18 protein-coding genes are annotated in these 18,559 nt (G+C 76.0%); 7 read left to right on the top strand and 11 right to left on the bottom strand.

What is annotated here, in order from left to right; genetic code table 11:
* Positions 1 to 91: 91 nt before the first annotated feature.
* Positions 92 to 1,255, bottom strand: coding sequence for an ROK family protein (locus ACI79D_RS18385; protein WP_456919913.1), 1,164 nt, complete (start codon positions 1,253 to 1,255; stop codon positions 92 to 94).
* Positions 1,256 to 1,654: 399 nt separating this feature from the next.
* Here ACI79D_RS18385 and ACI79D_RS18390 point away from each other — a divergent pair, with 399 nt between their 5' ends.
* Complete coding sequence (locus tag ACI79D_RS18390; protein WP_456919914.1) at positions 1,655 to 2,098, top strand: hypothetical protein; 444 nt, start codon at positions 1,655 to 1,657, stop codon at positions 2,096 to 2,098.
* Here the strand turns inward: ACI79D_RS18390 and ACI79D_RS18395 are convergent.
* On the bottom strand, positions 2,069 to 2,737 hold the full coding sequence (locus tag ACI79D_RS18395) for an alpha/beta fold hydrolase (protein ID WP_456919915.1): 669 nt from the start codon (positions 2,735 to 2,737) through the stop codon (positions 2,069 to 2,071). The genes ACI79D_RS18390 and ACI79D_RS18395 overlap by 30 nt on opposite strands.
* Before the next feature lie 122 nt (positions 2,738 to 2,859).
* Here ACI79D_RS18395 and ACI79D_RS18400 point away from each other — a divergent pair, with 122 nt between their 5' ends.
* Entirely contained in the window at positions 2,860 to 4,284 is a 1,425-nt protein-coding gene (locus tag ACI79D_RS18400; protein WP_456919916.1) for an NAD(P)/FAD-dependent oxidoreductase, read from the top strand.
* Positions 4,285 to 4,347: 63 nt separating this feature from the next.
* Here ACI79D_RS18400 and ACI79D_RS18405 read toward each other — a convergent pair whose 3' ends face one another.
* From ACI79D_RS18405 to ACI79D_RS18425, 5 genes are all read right to left on the bottom strand, one after another.
* Entirely contained in the window at positions 4,348 to 5,028 is a 681-nt protein-coding gene (locus tag ACI79D_RS18405; protein WP_456919917.1) for an alpha/beta hydrolase, read from the bottom strand.
* Positions 5,029 to 5,035: 7 nt separating this feature from the next.
* Positions 5,036 to 6,319, bottom strand: a complete 1,284-nt coding sequence (locus ACI79D_RS18410) for an erythromycin esterase family protein (protein ID WP_456919918.1) — start codon at positions 6,317 to 6,319, stop codon at positions 5,036 to 5,038.
* Positions 6,320 to 6,323: 4 nt separating this feature from the next.
* Positions 6,324 to 7,088, bottom strand: a complete 765-nt coding sequence (locus ACI79D_RS18415) for an SDR family NAD(P)-dependent oxidoreductase (protein WP_456919919.1) — start codon at positions 7,086 to 7,088, stop codon at positions 6,324 to 6,326.
* 64 nt (positions 7,089 to 7,152) lie between these two features.
* A complete protein-coding gene (locus ACI79D_RS18420) occupies positions 7,153 to 8,289 on the bottom strand; it encodes a carboxylate-amine ligase (RefSeq protein WP_456919920.1) in 1,137 nt (378 codons plus the stop codon).
* On the bottom strand, positions 8,286 to 10,259 hold the full coding sequence (locus ACI79D_RS18425; protein ID WP_456919921.1) for an alpha-amylase family protein: 1,974 nt from the start codon (positions 10,257 to 10,259) through the stop codon (positions 8,286 to 8,288). The genes ACI79D_RS18420 and ACI79D_RS18425 overlap by 4 nt, the downstream gene beginning before the upstream one ends.
* 104 nt (positions 10,260 to 10,363) lie before the next feature.
* On the opposite strand from ACI79D_RS18425, the gene ACI79D_RS18430 reads away from it, so the two are divergent.
* The 4 genes from ACI79D_RS18430 (at position 10,364) to ACI79D_RS18445 (ending at position 15,335) form a co-directional block, all read left to right on the top strand.
* Positions 10,364 to 11,320, top strand: coding sequence for a S1C family serine protease (locus ACI79D_RS18430; protein WP_456919922.1), 957 nt, complete (start codon positions 10,364 to 10,366; stop codon positions 11,318 to 11,320).
* 105 nt (positions 11,321 to 11,425) lie between these two features.
* Positions 11,426 to 12,364: a GGDEF domain-containing protein gene (locus ACI79D_RS18435; RefSeq protein WP_456919923.1), complete on the top strand. Its 939-nt coding sequence runs from the start codon at positions 11,426 to 11,428 to the stop codon at positions 12,362 to 12,364.
* A gap of 72 nt (positions 12,365 to 12,436) precedes the next feature.
* Positions 12,437 to 13,834, top strand: a complete 1,398-nt coding sequence (locus ACI79D_RS18440) for an FAD-dependent oxidoreductase (protein WP_456919924.1) — start codon at positions 12,437 to 12,439, stop codon at positions 13,832 to 13,834.
* A 103-nt stretch (positions 13,835 to 13,937) separates the two neighbouring features.
* Positions 13,938 to 15,335, top strand: coding sequence for an FAD-dependent oxidoreductase (locus ACI79D_RS18445; protein WP_456919925.1), 1,398 nt, complete (start codon positions 13,938 to 13,940; stop codon positions 15,333 to 15,335).
* 33 nt (positions 15,336 to 15,368) lie between these two features.
* Here ACI79D_RS18445 and ACI79D_RS18450 read toward each other — a convergent pair whose 3' ends face one another.
* The 3 genes from ACI79D_RS18450 to ACI79D_RS18460 form a co-directional block, all read right to left on the bottom strand.
* Positions 15,369 to 16,175, bottom strand: coding sequence for an SDR family oxidoreductase (locus ACI79D_RS18450; RefSeq protein ID WP_456919926.1), 807 nt, complete (start codon positions 16,173 to 16,175; stop codon positions 15,369 to 15,371).
* Positions 16,176 to 16,250: 75 nt separating this feature from the next.
* Positions 16,251 to 16,457: a hypothetical protein gene (locus ACI79D_RS18455; protein ID WP_456919927.1), complete on the bottom strand. Its 207-nt coding sequence runs from the start codon at positions 16,455 to 16,457 to the stop codon at positions 16,251 to 16,253.
* Positions 16,458 to 16,486: 29 nt separating this feature from the next.
* Entirely contained in the window at positions 16,487 to 17,458 is a 972-nt protein-coding gene (locus ACI79D_RS18460) for a helix-turn-helix transcriptional regulator (RefSeq protein ID WP_456919928.1), read from the bottom strand.
* Positions 17,459 to 17,549: 91 nt separating this feature from the next.
* Between ACI79D_RS18460 and ACI79D_RS18465 the strand changes: the two genes are divergently transcribed.
* Positions 17,550 to 18,074: a DinB family protein gene (locus ACI79D_RS18465; protein ID WP_456919929.1), complete on the top strand. Its 525-nt coding sequence runs from the start codon at positions 17,550 to 17,552 to the stop codon at positions 18,072 to 18,074.
* 70 nt (positions 18,075 to 18,144) lie between these two features.
* Here ACI79D_RS18465 and ACI79D_RS18470 read toward each other — a convergent pair.
* Positions 18,145 to 18,559 (bottom strand): VWA domain-containing protein (locus tag ACI79D_RS18470; RefSeq protein ID WP_456919930.1); only part of this gene is annotated, 415 nt, incomplete at its 5' end.

Raw genomic sequence — 18,559 nt, forward strand, 5'->3', positions numbered from 1 at the left:
GGGTGTTTCCGAACCGAGACGTTCCGCCGGCGCACCCCAGCCACGGAGGGTGCGCGACACGCCTCCGGGCGGCGGGAGGGGCCAGGTGGCCCTAGCGGGCCAGGGCCTCGACGGACTCGTCGTCGAGGTATCCCTCGATGGCCATCAGCGCCGCCCCGACCCGGCCGGAGAGATCGGGGGCCTCGCTGACGGTGATCTCCAGCGTCCGTGCCGCCAGCGGCATCGACCGGCGGTAGACGGCCTCGCGGATGCCCGCCAGCAGCGGGACGCCGGCCCGGGCCACGCCGCCGGTCACCACGATGCGGTGCGGGTTGAAGAAGTTGACCAGCGCCGCGAGCACGGTGCCGATGGTGCGGCCGGCGTCCCGGACCAGCTCCAGCGCCGGGCCGTTCCCCTGGGTGGCCAGCCCGACCAGCTCCCGCGTCGTGGTCACCGGCAGCCCCGCCGCGACGGCGTCGCGCAGCAGCGCCCCGCCGCCGGCGATCGCCTCCAGGCAGTTCTCCTGGCCGCAGCGGCAGACGACCGTGTGCCCGTGGGACCGGGCGATCTGGATGTGCCCGATGTCGCCGGCGCTGCCCTGGGCGCCGCGGTAGACGCGGCCGTCGACGATCACGCCGCAGCCGATGCCGGTGCCGACCTTGACGACGAGCACGTCCTGGACCGAGCCCCCGACCCCCATCTCCCCGAGGGCCATCACGTTGACGTCGTTGTCCACGAACACCGGGCACTCGTAGCGGCCGAAGGCGCTGGGGATCGGGTAGTCGTGCCAGCCCGGCATGATCGGCGGGTGCGAGGGCCGCCCGGTCGAGTGCTCCACCGGGCCCGGGACGCCCACCCCGACGGCGCAGACGTCGGCCGGTGTCAGGCCCGCCTCGGCGAGCACCTTCTCCGCCAGCCGGTCCACCTCGGCGAGCACGGGGCCGGGACCCTCGGCGACGTCGATGTCGTGGCCGGCGGTGGCGAGGATCTGCGCGGACAGGTCGGTGACGGCGACGTCCACGCTCGTGACGCCGAGGTCGACGGCGAGCACGCACCCGGCCCGGCTGTTGAACTGCAGCAGGGTCGGCGGCCGCCCGCCCGTGCTCCCGCCGCGCCCGCCCTCCTCCAGGAGGTTGGCGGCGATCAGCTGGTCGACCCGGGCGCTGACGGTGTTCCGGGACGCGCCGGTGAGCACGACGAGCTCGGCGCGGCTGCGCGCCCGGCCGGTCCGCACGTGACGCAGCAGCGCTCCGGCGGAGGCAGAGGTGTGCGCCATGTGGTCATCGTGACACGGACCCGCACGTTCTCCCTGCGCCCGGAGCCGCGGCTCCGGACGGACCCGGCGGACGCTCGTGGCCGACTGTTCACCGACCGGCCTCCCGCGGTTCCCCGGACGCGGCCGATCCTGGGGGCGTCCCTCCACCGGCTGGGAGTGCCCGTGTCCGAGATCCTGCTCGCCGTTCTCGCCGAGGCGGTTGCGGCCGCTCTGATCGCCCTGCTGGTCGCCGGCGTCCGGCGCGTGCTGCGCACCCCCGCGACCTGAGCCCGCGCCGCGGGGTCGGGACGGTTGCCCGCGGGCCGGACGGCGAGTAGGCAAGAGCCCTCCACGCCGCGCCGCCGGGACGGAGCACGCAGGCCCGGCCGGTGGCCGACCCGCACGCCGGGAGGGACCGGGATGACCGAGACCAGGCAGCCGCGGAGCACCACGGAGCGGGAGCGGACGGGGAAGTCCGGCCGCACCGCCACGGCCGTCCCCGCGCCGAGGACCGCCGAGCCGGCTCCCCAGGTACAGGCGCCGCGCACCCTCACCGTCCGCCTGCCGCTGGTCACCATCACCGTCGGCCCGCTGCCGGCCGCCCCCGCACCCACGGCCGCGCCGCCGGCGGCACCGCGGGACCGCGGGACGTTCCAGAAGGTCGTCTTCTACGGCGGCGTCGCGGCCGCGGGCGCGATGGGCGCGCTCGAGTGGCCGGTGGCGCTGGCGGTGGCCGCCGGCACCTGGGTCGCCCAGCACACGGCACCGGTCGCCGCCCGGATCCCCGGCCGGCCGGCGTCGCGGCCGATGGCCCAGGGAGAGCCGGCCGGCCCGTCACCCGACCCGGACGCCGCCGGCGGCTGACCCGTCCACCGCCTCGCGCAGCACGGCCGCGACCTCCCGCGGGTGGGTCTGCACCGTCATGTGCGCCGCGCCCGGCACCTCGACCAGCCGGCCGAGCGGCGCCGCGGCGGCCACGGCGGCGGCCCAGGCGTGCGGGCACAGCCGGTCGCGGGTGCCGCGGACGACGGTCACCGGCACGTGGGTGCCGCGCAGCCGGACGTCGATCCGGTCCGGCGCGGCTGCCCGCCACAGCTGCCGCATGGCCCGCGGGCCGGTGTGCCACCACTGGGCGAGGACCAGCGGCACCTGCCACCACGGCTCGCCCAGCGCCGTCCCGAGCCACCGCCGGGCCAGCACCGGGGCCGACCGCAGCCGGGGGTCGGTGGTGGGCCCGAGCAGCACGAGCCCGGCCACGCGCGGGTCGGCCGCCGCGGCGGCCACGACCTGGCAGCTCTGCGAGTGACCGACGAGCACCACCGGTCCGGTCCCGAGCCGGTCCCGCAGCCGGGCGGCCAGGTCGTCCAGCGGTGGGACCGGCGCGGCGCGGCCCATGCCGGGCAGGACGACCACCTCGCCGGGCAGCAGCCGGCGCAACCGCGCCGAGGACCGGGCGTCGAGACCCAGCCCGGGGACGAGCACCGGCCGGGCCGTGGGGATCACCACCCCAACGGTCTACCTGCCCGCCGCGTGAGGCGCCGCTCGACGGGTAGGGCCAGACTGTGGCCTGCATCCCTCGGGGCCGCACACGGTTCCGAGACGGCGGGATGGGAGACTCATTCGTCATGACGACATCACCTGCGACCGAACCCGTCGGCACTCCCCCGTCCGACCGTCCCAGGGTCGTCATCATCGGCTCGGGATTCGGTGGCCTGTTCGCCGCCCGGGCGCTGCGGAACGCGCCGGTCGACGTCACCCTGGTCGCCAAGACCAGCCACCACCTGTTCCAGCCGCTGCTCTACCAGGTCGCCACCGGCATCCTCAGCGAGGGCGAGATCGCCCCGCCCACCCGCGAGATCCTGCGGGGGCAGAAGAACGCCCGCGTGGCGCTCGGCGAGGTCACCGACATCGACCTGGCCAACCGCACCGTCACCTCGACCATCCTCGGCCGCCGCACCGTGCACCACTACGACGAGCTGATCGTCGCCGCCGGGGCCGGGCAGTCCTACTTCGGCAACGACCAGTTCGCCGAGTTCGCGCCCGGCATGAAGAGCATCGACGACGCCCTCGAGCTGCGCGGGCGGATCTTCGGCGCCTTCGAGCTGGCCGAGCTGGCCACCGACCCGGCCGAGGTCGACCGGCTGCTCACGTTCGTCGTCGTCGGCGCCGGCCCGACCGGGGTGGAGATGGCCGGGCAGATCGCCGAGCTGGCGCACCGGACCCTGCACCGGGACTTCCGCAACATCGACCCGACCCGGTCGCGGGTGATCCTGCTCGACGCCGCCCCCGCCGTCCTGCCGTCGTTCGGGGAGAAGCTCGGCGACCGCGCCCGCCGCCAGCTCAACCGGATCGGCGTGGAGGTCCAGCTGGGCGCGATGGTCACCATCGTCGATGCCAACGGCCTGGAGGTCAAGGACGCCGACGGGCAGACCCGGCGCATCCAGGCGGCCACCAAGATATGGGCGGCCGGCGTCCAGGCCTCCCCGCTGGGCCGGATGCTCGGTGAGCAGTCCGGCGCCGAGGTGGACCGCGCCGGCCGGGTCTCGGTCCAGCCGGACCTCACCCTGCCCGGCCACCCCGAGGTGCACGTCGTCGGCGACATGATGAGCCTGGACCGGCTGCCGGGTGTCGCGCAGGTCGCCATCCAGGGCGGCCGGTACGCCGCCGACCAGATCAAGCGCAAGCTCGCCGGCCGCGAGCCCAAGGGCCCGTTCCGCTACACGGACAAGGGGTCGATGGCGACCATCTCCCGGTTCTCCGCGGTCGCCGACATCGGCAAGCTGAAGTTCCAGGGCTTCATCGCCTGGGTGCTGTGGCTGGTCGTCCACCTGATGTACATCGTCGGGTTCAAGAACCGGCTCACCACGGTGCTGCACTGGATGGTCAGCTTCCTCGGCCGCGGGCGGGCCGAGCGGGTCGCCACCCAGCAGCAGGTCTACGGCCGGCTGGCACTGGAGCACCTGGGGCCTGGGTTCTCGGTGTCCAAGACCGGCGGCCCCAAGGACGACGCCGCGCCCGACGTGGACGTCACCGAGCGCAAGTCCGCCTGAAGGAGGACCCCGTCCTCCCCACCCCTCGCAGGCTCGGGGCGGGACCCGGGACGGGGCCCCAGGTCAGGGAGCGTCGTCCAGCCAGTGGTCGAGCGCGGCGGAGACGAGGTCGGGTGTCACCACGTGCCCGCCGGCGAACTCCTCGTAGGTGACGTCGTAGCCGGAGTCGGCGAGCAGCCGGGACACCCGCCGTCCGCACCGGTCGACGGGGAGCACGCGGTCGGCGGTGCCGTGGGAGATCCAGATGCGCGGCCGGCCGGCGCGGCCGGGCGGGGCGACGAAGCCCGGCGAGAAGGCCAGGACGGCGTCGACGACGTCCCCGTTGGCCAGTCCGAGGGACAGCGCGTAGGACGCCCCGTCGGAGAACCCGCCGACGGCGACCCGGCTCACCGGCTGGGCGGCGAAGACGCGCTCGAGGGCGGCGTCGAGCAGCGCGACGTCCCGGCCCAGTCCCCCGGCGATGAGGTCCCACGTGCGGCCCACCGACGTGGTCGCCAGCACGAGCACGCCCCGGCGCACGGCGACGTCACCGACCGCCGCGAGGCTCTGCGCAGAGGTGCCCCCGGCGCCGTGGCAGAACACCAGCAGGGGGCGCGGGCCGGGCGCGCGGTCCGGCACGGCCAGCAGCGCCTCGGCCCGTGTGTCCAGGCCGAGCGAGACCGTCCCGGCCGGGAACGGCTTCCCGGGCGCCGCGGCCGACGGCCGGCTCTGCAGGCGCCCGTCCGCCGCCGGCCGCAGGTCCACCGGCGCCTCAGACGACGTGCGCCAGGGGCGGCACGTGCTCCTCGGGCCGCTCGAGGTGCAGCGGCTGCAGCGGACGGGTGTCGTCGAGGTAGAGGAACGCGTCGTACCGCTCCCCCACCACCGTGGGCACGTAGTTCCCCCAGCGCTCCCGCTCGGGCCGGTAGACCACCCCGATCGCGCGGTGGTCGAGCCGCCGATCCAGCCAGGCCGGCCGCGGCCCGCGGGGGACGACGAACAGCGCGTCGCGCCCGACCTCGTCGTGCAGCACCGCCTCCAGGCTGCCGGGGCGGGCCTCGGGCACGGGCATGCGCTGCATCTGCGCGCCCCACTCCGACCCTGCGACCACCCCGCCCGCGTGGCCGCCGAGGCCCACGAGGACGACGTCGTCCCGGCCGTGCCGCTCGCGCAGCAGCTGCCCGACGTTGACCATCCCGGAGTCGGCCATGTCGGTGGCCCGGGCGTCGCCGACGTGCGTGTTGTGCTCCCAGACGACCGCCTTGTCCCCGGCATGGGCGAGCAGCCGGTCGAGGGTGTCGGCCATGTGCACGTCGCGGACGTTCCACGACTCGGCCGAGCCCCGCACCATCGCGCGGTAGTAGCGCTCGGCGTCGACGACCACGGCGGCGTTCTGCTCGGCCGAGAAGCGCATCTCGGGGTCGCCGTCGAACGACACCTCCCCGCGCCGCTCGCACAGGTGGTGCAGCAGGTCGACGACGGCATGCTCACAGGAGGTCGGCGCGAATCGGCTGGCGAAGGCGTACTCGGCGCCGTCCTCCCCGAACGGCTCGAAGCAGCGCAGCGCGCGGACCGCCGTCTCCACGTGCTCGGGCTCGTTCTCCCGCAACCAGGCGACCAGCTCCTGCATGGAGTCCCAGAGGCTGTAGACGTCCAGGCCGTAGAAGCCGACCCGCTGGTCGTCAGGGCGCTCGGCGTTGACCTCGCGCAGCCAGCGGCAGAAGTCGACGACGTCGTCGTTGGCCCACAGCCAGGTGGGCCAGCGGGAGAAGGCGTCGAGCGCGTCGTGCGGGTCGGCGTCGGCCCCGGGGCGGAGCTTGACGCTGCGGTTGACCCGGTAGCAGTCGGGCCAGTCGCCCTCGACCGCGACGAAGCCGAAGCCGCGCTCGGTGACCAGCCGGCGCGTCAGCGCCGCCCGCCAGGCGTAGTACTCGTGCGTGCCGTGGCTGGCCTCGCCGATCGCGACGACGCGGGCGTCCCCGACCCGCTCCAGCAGCGGGTCGAGGTCGACCGGTCCCCGCAGCGGGAGGGCGAGGTCGCGGACGCCGGAGGTCACGGTGCTACTCCGCGCTCCCGGGCTCGGCCATCTGCCGGTGCGCCTTGCTCTTGAGCCGGTCGGGGATGACGGCGTTGGCGGCGCCCTGCACCTTGGTCATGAGCGAGCCCGCGACGACCTTGTCCTCCCCCTTCATCAGCGCCTCGAAGCCCTGCTCGGCGACCTGCGCCGGGTCGTCCTTCTTGCCGGCGCCGATCTTGGTGTCCTGCATCTCGGCGCGGTCGAAGAACTCCGTGTCGGTGGGCCCGGGCATCAGCGAGGTCACCGTGACCCCGGTGTCCTTCAGCTCTTCCACCAGCGCCTCGGCGAACGACTGGATGAACGACTTGGACGCGTTGTAGATCGCCTGGAACGACCCGGGCATCGTCGAGGCGATGGACGAGGTGAACAGCACCCGCCCCTCGTTGCGCGCCACCATGTCCCGCAGCACCAGCTTGGCCAGCCGCACCGTCGAGGTGACGTTGAGGTCGATGATCTCGAGCTCCTCGTCGAGCTCGTTCTCGACGAACGGGCCGCCCTGCCCGACCCCGGCGTTGAGCGCGGCCGCCGCGAGCGGGCGCCCGGTCGCCTGGACGGCGGCCCAGACGGCGTCCACCCCGGCGGCGGTGCGCAGGTCGGCGCGGACCTCCTGCACCGTCGTCCCGCCCTCGCGCAGCTGCGCGGCGGCCGTGGTCAGCTCGGTGTCCTCGGCGTTGACGACGAGGTCGAAGCCGGCGCCGGCGAACTGGCGGGCGAGTTCCAGCCCGATCCCGCTTGAGGCACCGGTCACGAGAGCGAGGGGGCGCGGTTCGGTCATGGGACTCCCCTACCCGGGTCGCCGCAGGTCACGCGCGTCAGCCGTCGCCGACCGCGCTGTCCCTGACCAGCTCGGCGGCCACCGCCCGCAGGTCCCCGGTGGCCTCCCACGTCCGTCGCTGGCGGGCCGCCGACGTCCCCCGCCGCTCCAGGCGGACCAGCAGCCGGTCGACCTCGTCCTCCTCGTCGTGGGCGCGGAGGTCGTCGGCGAGCTCGGCCAGCAGCCGGTCGACGGCGGCGCGCGCCGGCACCGGCTCGCCGCGGACCGGGTCGTAGAGCTCGCCACCGAGGCCGTCCTTCGCCGCCCGCCAGCGCGCCGCGCGCAGCAGCTCGGGCCGCACCTCGGGCACCGGCTCGCCGTGCTCGGCACGGGTGGCGAGCACCCGCACCAGGGAGCGGGCCAGCGCCGCGTGCAGGACGACGTCGTCGAGGGCGGTGCACACGTCGGCGAGCCGGAACTCGACCGTGGGGTAGCGGCTCGAGGGGCGCAGGTCCCAGTAGAGGTGCCGGGCGTCGCCGATGACGCCACCGCGCACCAGGGCGTCGACGACCGCCCGGTAGCGGTCGGCGCTGCCCAGGTGCTCGGGCGGCCCGGCGTTGGGCCAGCGCGACCACCACGGCGTGCGGAAGCTCTCGTAGCCGGTGTCGACGCCGTCGTGGAAGGGCGAGCTGCCGGTCATCGCCAGCAGCACCGGCAGGTACGGCCGCGCGCGGTCCAGCACGGCCACCGCCGTCTCCAGGTCCGGGACGCCCACGTGCACGTGGCAGCCGCAGATGTCCTGCTGGCGGGCGAGGACCGCCCAGCGGGCCACCATGTCGTCGTACCGCCGGTCGGGGGTCATGGGCTGGTCGCGCCAGGAGCCGAAGGGGTGGGTGGAGGCGGCCAGCACCGCCACCCCGCCGCGGGCGGCCGCGGCCGCGGCCTCCCTGCGCGTGGCGACCAGCGCGGCGCGCAGCCCGGCGAGGGTGGTGCACACGCCGGTCGCCGTCTCCAGCTGGGTCGTCGTGATCTCGGCGTGCACGTGCGCCCCGGCCTCGCCGGCGAGCGCGGCCGCGGCGACCTCCGGCGCCGGGGTGAGCGCGAGGGTGTCCGGGTCGACGAGGTGGAACTCCTCCTCCACGCCCAGCGTGGCCCCGGCCGGCACCGGGCCCGGCGAGCCGGCCGGTGCGGTCACGGTTCGGCGAACCAGGCGAAGCCGAGGCCGGGGACGAGCAGGCGGCCGTCGCGGACCTCCAGCGGGCCGTCGCTGCCGTGCACCAGCGGGAAGGTGCCGAAGCCGGTGACGGTGTCGGCGTCGACCTCCTGCGGCTCCGGGCTGACGTTGGCCAGCCCGACGAACGTGCCGCTGCGCGGGTGCCGCCGCGACCACGCCAGCACCGCGTCGCCGCCGGCGTCCAGCAGCACCGACTCGACGCCCCCGCGCAGCGCGAGGACCGACCGGCGCACCTCCCCCAGCCGGCGGATCCGCGCGAAGACGCGGCCCTCGACCGTGGTGGGGTCGTTCCGGCGGCCCGCGGCGGGCCAGTCCATGGGCGGCCGGTGCATCCAGCGGTTGTCCGGTGCCCGCTCGGGGTCGGCCAGGTAGCCGGGGTCGTTGCGCAGGGCCAGCTCGTCGCCCATGTAGAGCAGCGGGATCCCGCCGAAGCCGTAGACCACCGAGTACAGCAGCACCAGCCTGCGGATCCCGGCCTCCAGGCCCTCGTCGTCCCCGTCGGCCAGCGCCTGCTCGATGCCGCACAGCGAGGCGGCGGACCCGGAGATGCGCGCGTCGCCGGTGGCCTCGTTCTCCTGGAACAGCGCCCCGCGGGCGAACGAGCCGGGGAAGCGGCCGGCGTAGAAGTCGTTGAGGAAGCGCCGGTGGGCGAACCCGTCCAGGCCGACGGCGGCGGCGTCCTCGTCGGTGACCGCCCAGCCGATGTCGTCGTGGCCGCGCACGTAGGTGACCCACGTGGACGACGGCGGGATCGGCCGCATCCGACCCAGCGCGGCCCGGGCCAGCCGCACGTCCTGCGTGGCCAGGCTGCTCCACAGCAGCACCATGAGCGAGTTGTGGTAGGCCAGCTCGCACTCGGGCCGGAACCGGTCGTGCCCGCCGAGGTAGGGCACCAGGTCGTCGGGCGACACGATCGCCTCGGCCTTGAAGACGACGCCGGGGGCGGCCAGCCGGGTCAGCGCGTGCAGCAGCTGCAGCAGCGAGTGGCCCTCCGGCAGGTTCTGGCAGGAGGTGCCCAGTCGCTTCCACATGAACGGGACGGCGTCCATGCGGAAGACGTCGACACCGCGGTTGGCCAGCCAGGTGATCTCGCCGAGCATCGCCAGGGTGACCTCGGGGTTGGCGTAGTCGAGGTCCCACTGGTAGGGCCAGAACGTCGTCCAGACCCAGCCGCCGGCACCGCCGCGGGCCTCGGGCACCCAGCTGAACGAGCCCGGCGCCCGGTCGGGGAAGACCTCCGGGATGGTGGCGTCGTAGGCGTCGGGCAGGGTGCGGTCGGGGAAGGCGGTGTAGAAGCCGGCGTACGCCGGGTCGCCGGCCAGCCAGCCCTGCGCCCACGGGTGCTCGCGGGCGGTGTGGTTGAGGACCAGGTCGATGCACAGGCTCATGTCCCGCTCGTGCAGGGCGGCCGCGACCCGCTCCAGGTCGGCCATCGTGCCCAGCCGCGGGTCGACGGCGCGGTAGTCGGCCACCGCGTACCCACCGTCGTTCTCGCCGGGGCGGGGCCGCAGCAGCGGCATCAGGTGCAGGTAGGTGGTGCCCAGCTCGGCGAGGTGGTCGAGGTGGTCGGGCAGCCGGTCGAGGGTGCCGCAGAAGCGGTCGACGTAGCAGACGTAGCCCTGCACCCGCGCCCGCTGGAACCACGCCGGGTCGATCTCGCGGCGGCGGTCGATGCGGCGCAGTTCCTCGGGCCGCTCGGCCGCGGCGGCCAGGACCACCCGCAGCGCCCGCTCGAACAGCTCGTCGGCGGCGTCCCCGTAGAGCTCGGCGAGGGGCTCACCGACGTCGAAGACCGCGAGGTCGGCCCGGGCGAGGAACGCGTCGCCCTCGGCCTCCCCCAGCGCGGCGACCGCCTCCTTCGCCACCCGCGGCCGCAGGGCCGCCCACGACCGTGCCGCCGCAGCTCTGCGGTCGGCCGCCGAGATCGTCATCGGCCCAGTATCGGGGCGGTGTTCGCCCACGGCATGACGCCCGCCACACCGGCCCCCGGAGGAGTTCACTGAGACGTGTAAGCGTGTAATCGAGGAGGTCCGCCATGAGCCTGCTCCCGGGTCCGTCCGCCGAGGGCGTCACGGACGGCGCCGCGCTGGACGCCTACTCCCGCGTGGTCACCGCCGTCGCCGCCGAGCTGACCCCGCACGTGGCCGCGCTGCAGGTCACCAGCGGCGGGGCGGGGTCGGCGGTCGTCGTCCCCGGCGACGGGCTGATGCTGACCAACGCCCACGTGGTCGGGCGGTCCCACCGCGGCCGAGCCGTCTTCAGCGACGGCAGCGAGGCCGACGTCGACGTCGTCGGCGCCGACCCGTTGTCGGACCTCGCGGTGGTCCGCGCCCGGTCGGCGACGCCGCCGCCGGCCCAGCTCGGGGACGCCGCCGCGCTGCGCGTGGGCCAGCTCGTCGTCGCGGTGGGCAACCCGCTCGGCCTGGCCGGCTCGGTCACCGCCGGGGTGGTCAGCGGCCTGGGCCGGTCCCTGCCCACCCGCGACGGCCGGACGGCGCGGGTGGTGGAGGACGTCATCCAGACCGACGCCGCGCTCAACCCGGGCAACTCCGGCGGGGCGTTGGCCGACTCCGCCGGCCGGGTCGTGGGCGTCAACACCGCCGTCGCCGGCTGGGGCCTCGGGCTCGCGGTGCCGATCAACGACACCACCCGGCGGATCGTGGCCGCGCTGACCCGCGACGGCCGCGTGCGCCGGGCCTTCCTCGGGCTGGTGAGCACCCCGGCTCCCCTGCCGGCACCGCTCGCCGAGCGCACCGGTCGCCGGCGGGGGCTGCGGGTCGTCGACGTCGTCCCGGGCTCGCCGGCCGACCGGGCCGGGCTCAAGGCCGGCGACCTGGTGCTCGAGGCCGGACGGCGGCCGGTGGCGGAGGCGCAGAGCCTGCAGCGGCTGCTGTTCGACGAGGCGATCGGCCAGGCCCTGCCGGTGACGGTGTACCGGCGCGGCGCCATGGTCGACGTCATCACGGTGCCCACCGAGCTCACCGGCGGGTGACCTGCTCCTCCCCCGATGGGGGGGCCTGTCGTCACGCTGCGCTCCAGACCGTCACCGGTCCGGTCGATCCTGTCCGCGACCAGCACGGACACGACGGGGGTACAGGTGGGCGAGGACCGGCCGACGGGGATCGCGCTGCTCGCGTTGCTGTACGCGGTCAGCGGGGCCCTGTGCGTCGTGGGCGCGCTCAACCCCATGTCGCCGGACACCCCCGTGGGCCTCGCCTGGGTACTGGCCGGCGTCGGCCTGCTCGGCGGTGCGCTGCTGTGGTGGCGCCGGGCCGGGCTCAGTGCGCGGTCGGTGCACGCCGCGGTCGGGCTGATGTCGACGCTGGTCGCCGTCCTCGCGTGGCAGTCGGCCACCGCGGTCGGCATCGTCGGCCTCGGCCCGTGCATGGTCGCGGTGGGGCTGTTCTGCGCCCACTACCTCGGCTCCCGCGCCGCCCGCCTGCACGTCGGCTACCTGGTCGCCGCGACCACCGCCGGGGCGATCGCCGCGGTGCCCGGCGGCTTCGCCGTGCCGTGGCTGACGATGGTGGTGACGGTGGGAACCGTCGCCGAGGCGCAGGTCCGCATCGCCGCCCAGCTGCACCGCGCCGCCGGGACCGACCCGCTCACCGGGCTGGCCAACCGGCGCGCCTGGGAGGCCGACGCCACCCGCAGCCTCGCCCACGCCCAGCGCACCGGCGAGCCCCTGACGGTGGCGGTGATCGACCTCGACGGCTTCAAGGCCGTCAACGACCACCAGGGCCACGGCGCCGGCGACGCCCTCCTGCAGTCCCTCGCGCGGGCGTGGAGCTCCGAGCTGCGGATGGCCGACCTGCTCGGTCGCCAGGGCGGCGACGAGTTCGTCCTGTGCCTGCCGAACACCGACACGTCCCACGCCGGGGAGCTGCTGACCCGGCTGCGGGCCAGCCACACCGCGTCCTGGTCCGCGGGGACCGCCACCGCCCGGCCCGGCGACACGCTCTCCGACCTGGTCATGCGGGCCGACGCCGAGCTGTACCGGAACAAGCGCCACCGCCGGGCCCGACGAAGCGCGTAGGCGGGCCGTCCGGCTCTGGCCGCGGCCGCAGTCCCGGGAGCACGGTGGCGGCGTCCCCGAGGGGAGGTCGACATGGGGTCGGTCGTGGTGTGCGGCGGCGGGATCGTCGGGCTGACCGCCGCGATGATGCTGGCGCGCGATGGGCACGAGGTCACCGTGCTGGAGGCCGACCCGGACGGCGCACCGACGACGGCCGCCGCGGCCTGGACGTCGTGGCAGCGCAGGGGGGTCGCGCAGTTCCGGCAGCCGCACAACCTGTTCGCCCGCTTCCGGGAGGTCGTCGACGCCGAGCTCCCGGGGCTCACCGACCGGCTCGCCGCGGCCGGGTGCCCGTGGGTGGACTACCTCCAGGCGATGCCGCCGTCCGTCACCGACCGCACACCGCGCCCTGGGGACGACCGCGTCCGCTTCGTCACCGGGCGCAGGCCGGTCACCGAGTCCGTCGTCGCGGCCGCGGCGGTGGAGGTGCCCGGCCTGACGGTGCGCCGCGGCGTCCGGGTGTCGGGGCTGCTCCCCGCGCCGTCGGCACTGCCGGGGGTGCCGCACGTCCGCGGCGTGCGGACGACGACCGGCGAGGAGATCCCGGCCGACCTCGTCGTGGACGCGACCGGCCGGCGCACCCGCAGCGGCGACTGGCTGGCCGAGCTGCACGCCCGGGAACCGGAGGTGGAGAGCGAGGACAGCGGGTTCGTCTACTACACGCGGTACTTCACCGGCCCGGAGCCGCCGCGGCTCAGGGGCCGGGCGCTCGCCCCGCTCGGCAGCTTCTCGGTCCTCACCCTGATCGCCGACAACGACACGTGGTCGGTGACCGTCTTCGGCCCGAGCGCCGACACCGCCCTCAAGGCGGTGCGCCACCCCGACGCGTTCGCCCGCGTCGTGGGGGCCTGCCCGCTGCAGGCCCACTGGCTGGACGGCCGGCCGATCACCGACGTGCTCGCCATGGCCGGCGTGCTGGACTGCGCGCACCGGTACGTCGTCGACGGGGAGCCGGTCGTCACCGGGTTCGTCCCGGTCGGGGACGCCTGGGCCTGCACCAACCCCTCCGCCGGCCGGGGCATCTCGATCGGCGCGGTCCACGCCCAGGTGCTCCGCCGGGCCGTGGCCGCGCACCTCGACGCTCCCGGCCGGCTGGCGAGGGAGTTCGCCGAGGCCACCGAGCGCGACGTGGCGCCCTTCTACCGCGACCAGTTGACCGCCGACCGGGCGCGCCTCGCGGAGATGGAGGCCATCCGGTCCGGCACCGAGCCCCCGGCGCCGAACCCCGCGCAGGCCCGGTTCCTCGCCGCGGCCATGCGCGACGCCGACGTCTTCCGCGCCCTGGTCGAGACGGTGACCTGCCTGGCGCGGCCGGCCGAGGTGCTCGCCCGCCCCGGGATGCGCGAGCGAATCGAGGCCGCCGCGGACGGCGCCCCGCCCCCGACATCCGGCCCCGACCGGCGGCAGCTGCTCGACCTGCTCGCCGGGTGACCCCGGGGCCGGCCGTCGACCCGCCCGACCGGGTCCTCGTGCCCTGTCCGCTGCCCTGCTCGCGGGCGGAGGGTGTCCCCGTCTGCTGCTCGGGGAGGTCGACATGGCGGCCATCGTGGTGTGCGGCGGCGGGGTCATCGGGCTGTGTGCGGGGCTGATGCTGGCCGACGACGGGCACGACGTGACCGTCCTGGAGGCCGACCCCCGCGACCCGCCGGACACCCCCGTCGGGGCGTGGGACGACTGGCGCCGCACGGGCGTGGCCCAGTTCCGCCAGCCGCACACGCTCTTCCCGCGGTTCCGCGTGGTCGCCGAGGAGGAGTTGCCCGGTCTGGTGGACCGGCTCTCCGACGGCGGGTGCGCCTGGGGGGACTACACCGACCCGCTCCCCCCGGGCATCGCCGACCGCACCCCGCGCCCCGGGGACGACCGGCTGCGCTTCGTCACCGGCCGGCGGCCGGTCACGGAGGCCGTCGTCGCCACGATGGCGGCCGAGCACCCCCGGGTCACCGTGCGCCGCGGCGTCCGGGCCACCGGGCTGGTGCCCGGTGCGGCCGCGGTCACCGGTGTCCCGCACGTCTGCGGCGTCCGCACCGACGACGGCGGCCCGGTCCCCGCCGACCTGGTGGTCGACGCGACCGGCCGCAGGACGCGCGGCAGCGAGTGGCTGGCCGAGCTGGGTGCCCGGCCGCCGCAGGTGGAGCGCGACACGGGCGGCTTCGTCTACTACACGCGCTACTACACGGGGCCGCGACAGCCGCAGCGGATCGGCCCCCAGCTGACCCCGATGGGGAGCATCTCGGTCATCACGCTGGTCGGCGACAACGACACCTGGTCGGTGACCGTGTTCGGCCCGACCCACGACACCCCCCTCAAGGCGCTGCGCGACCCGGAGGTGTTCACCCGGGTGGTGGCCGCCTGCCCGCGCCAGGCGCACTGGCTGGACGGCCAGCCGATCACCGAGGTGCTGGCGATGGCCGGCGTCCTCGACTGCTACCGCCGGCTGGTCGTCGACGGGGAGCCGGTGGTGACCGGCTACGTCCCGGTCGGGGACGCCTGGGCCTGCACCAACCCCTCGGCCGGCCGCGGCATCTCGGTGGGGATGGTCCACGCCCAGACGTTGCGCGCCACGGCCCGCGAGCACCTCTCCGACCCGGCCGCGTTCGGGCGGGCCTTCGACGAGGCCACCGAGCGGGACGTGACACCGTTCTTCCGGAACCAGCTCGCCGCCGACCGCGTGCGGATCGCCGAGATGAACGCGATCCGCGAGGGTCGCGAGCCCCCGGCGCCGGACCCGGTGCGGGCGCAGTTGCTCGCCGCGGCGGTCCACGATCCCGAGGCCTACCGGGCGCTGCTCGAGATGATCACCTGCCTGGCCCTGCCCGAGCAGGTGCTGGCCCGGCCGGGGATGCGGGAGCGGCTCGCGCAGTACGCCGACCAGCCGGTGCCGGTCGCGCCCGGCCCCGACCGCCGGCAGCTGCTCGACCTGCTCGCCGGGTGACGGACCCCCCGTCCCCCGCCGGGGGGCCGCCCGTCAGGGGCGTCGCCAGTCGTCGGACTCGAGGTGGGAGCCGGCCATCGGGCCCATCTGCAGCATGCCGCCGTCCACCGGCCAGGACGCGCCGGTGACGTAGGCGGCCGCCGGGGAGGCGAGGAAGGCCACGACCGCGGCGACCTCGCGGGCGTCCCCGGGACGGCGCAGCGGGACGCCCGGGCGCTCGTGCCCGGGAGCGGTCGGGTCCTCGTCCTCCTGGCCGGTCATCGGCGTGGCGATCTCACCGGGGGCGACGGCGTTCACCGTGATGCCGTGCTCGGCGAGCTCGATCGCCGCGACCCGGGTGAGCAGCCCCAGGCCCCCCTTGGCCGCGCAGTAGGCGGCCGCCCCGACCCGCGGCTGGTGCTCGTGGACGCTGGTGATGTTGACGATCCGCCCGCCGCGGCCGGCGGCGACCATGCGCCGCGCCGCCTTCTGCAGGCACAGGAAGGCGCCGTCGAGGTCGGTGGCCAGCACCTCCCGCCAGGTGGCGAAGTCGGTGTCGAGGATGGTGCTCATGTGGCCGGTGCCGGCGTCGTTGACCAGGACGTCGACGCCGCCGAGGGCCTCGGCGAGGTCGTCGACGACGTCCGCGGCCTCCGGCAGCCGGGTGAGGTCCAGCTGCCGGACCTCGGCCCGCCGACCCAGCCCGCGGACCTCTTCGGCGGTGCTCTCCGCCCCGTCGCGGTCGCGGTGCCAGGTGATCCCGACGTCGCAGCCGGACTCGGCGAGGGCGACGGCGGTCGCCTTCCCGATGCCGGAGTCCGAGCCGGTGACGAGCGCGATGCGGGGCGAGGTCTGGGTCATGGGCCGACGCTAGGGCGCGCCACCGGACGCCGCAGGGCCGTGCGCTCGCGGCGGGCCCCTGCAGGCGGGCCGTCCTCAGGCCGCGGCGTCGAGGGGCTGCACCCCGGCGGCGTCGAGGCGCTCGTCGAGCAGCGCGTCGACCGCGGCCACCGCCTCGGCCACGCGCCGGTCGTTCTCCCCGGACGGGCAGTGCGCCCGGGCGCTGCGGGCCACGCCGAGCGCGATGTAGGCGACGGCGATCTCCAGGTCGAGGGTGTCGATGCTGGTGACGGTGCGGGTCATGGTGACCTCCTCTCCTGATGACCCGCACGCTAGGCCGGGGGTACGACGGTTCCGGCCCGCGCGAAGCGGTCCGCCCAGTCGCGCAGCAGGTCGGCGAAGTCCGGCGGGGAGAGCACGGCGAACTCGGCGCCGAGCGAGCCCAGGGCGAAGGCCGGCCAGTCCAGCGAGTCGGTCTCCATCCGCACCCGGCTGCGGCCGGCCCCGTCCGCCTCGACGGTGGCCCACCGCCCGATGCGCTGGCGTACCCGCTCCGGCGGCGCCTCGACCAGGGCCTCCACCGTCCGCGTCCCGGTCGCCGCCCCCAGCCCCGCGCGGACGAAGGCGACGGCGTCCTCGGCCGGCAGCCGCCGCGGGGCGAACCGCGCACCGGTGGGCCGCGGCCGCTCCAGCCGGTCGAGCCGGAAGCTGCGCCAGTCCCCGCCGGTGAGGTCGTAGGCGACGAGGTACCAGCGGCGGCCCAGCGCCACCAGGCGGTGCGGGTCGACCTCCCGCTCGGTCGCCGTCCCGTCGGCGGCGGTGTACCCGAACGCCAGGCGCTCGGTGTCCCGGCAGGCCTGTGCGACGGCGGTCAGGGTCAGCGGCTCGACGACGTCGCGCGTGCCCGTCCACGGCGCCGGTTCGGTGACCGCGCGCAGCGCCTCCACCCGCCGGCGCAGCCGTGGCGGCATCACCTGCACCACCTTGGCCAGCGCCCGCACCGACGACTCCGCCGTCCCCGCGACCGCGCTCTGCGCCGCCGCCTGCAGGCCGACGGCGAGCGCGACCGCCTCCTCGTCGTCGAGCACCAGCGGCGGCAGGGCCGCACCGGGCGCGAGCTGGTAACCGCCGTCGACCCCGCGCTGCGCCTCGACCGGGTAGCCGAGGTCGCGGAGCCGGTCGACGTCCCGGCGCAGCGTGCGGATCGACACCTCCAGCCGCTCGGCGAGGTCGGCGCCGGCCCAGTACCGGCGCTGCTGCAACAGGGACAGCAGGCGGAGCGTGCGCGCACCCGGATCGGTCACGTCTCCGATCCTGCCGACATTGAGGTCAGGATCTGGCACTTGCGGCCCCTAGCGTTGGTCCTGACCGGTTCCACCGACGAGGAGGACGACGATGACCAGCGCGACGAGCACCCTGACCGGCGAGCGGGCCGACCTGCTGGAGGCCCTGGCCGCGCAGCGCTACTTCCTGCGGTTCACCGTGCAGGGGCTCACCGACGAGCAGGCCCGGCAGCGGACGACGGCCAGCGAGCTGACCCTCGGCGGGCTGGTCAAGCACGTGGCGCACACCGAGGCGACGTGGGCCCGGTTCATCCTGGAGGGCCCCGGCGTCATGGCCGGCCCGGACGACCCCGAGCAGATGGCGAAGTGGGCCGAGGAGTTCCGGATGGGCCCGGACGAGACGCTCGAGGGGATCCTCGCCCACTACGAGGAGGTGGCCCGCCGCACCGACGACCTGGTGCGCACGCTGCCCGACCTGGACGCCTCGCACCCGCTGCCCGAGGCGCCGTGGTTCCCGCCGGGGGCCCGCCGGTCGGCCCGCCGGGTGTTCGTGCACATCATCGCCGAGACCGCCCAGCACTCCGGGCACGCCGACATCCTGCGGGAGTCCCTCGACGGCCAGAAGACGATGGGGTGACCGACGTGGTCATGGCGCCGCGACCACTCCGCCGGCACCCGGCGCGGTTCCGGCCCCATGATCATCGGGGTCAGTCGTCGCGGACGGCGGCGACGACCTCCTCCAGCGCGGCCAGGCTGTGCCCGCTGACGAACGCGTCGCACAGCGGCAGCGCGGCGGCCATCCCCCCGACCAGCGGGGCGTAGCCGGGCGCGGCCTTGCGGGGGTTGACCCAGACGATCCGGGCGGCCAGCCGGCGCAGCCGCCGCATCGCCTCGGCGACGTCGTCGGGGTCGTCGGTGGCCCAGCCGTCGGAGAGCACGACGACGACCGCGCCGCGGGCCAGGCCCCGGCGGCCGTGCGTGGCGACGAACCCGCCGATGCCCGCGGCCAGCCGGGTGCCGCCGGCCCAGTCGGAGTCGGGGGGGGGGGGGGGGGGGGGGGGGGGGGGGGGGGGGGGGGGGGGGGGGGGGGGGGGGGGGGGGGGGGGGGGGGGGGGGGGGGGG

It is taken from the genome of Geodermatophilus sp. SYSU D00708, assembly GCF_054050115.1.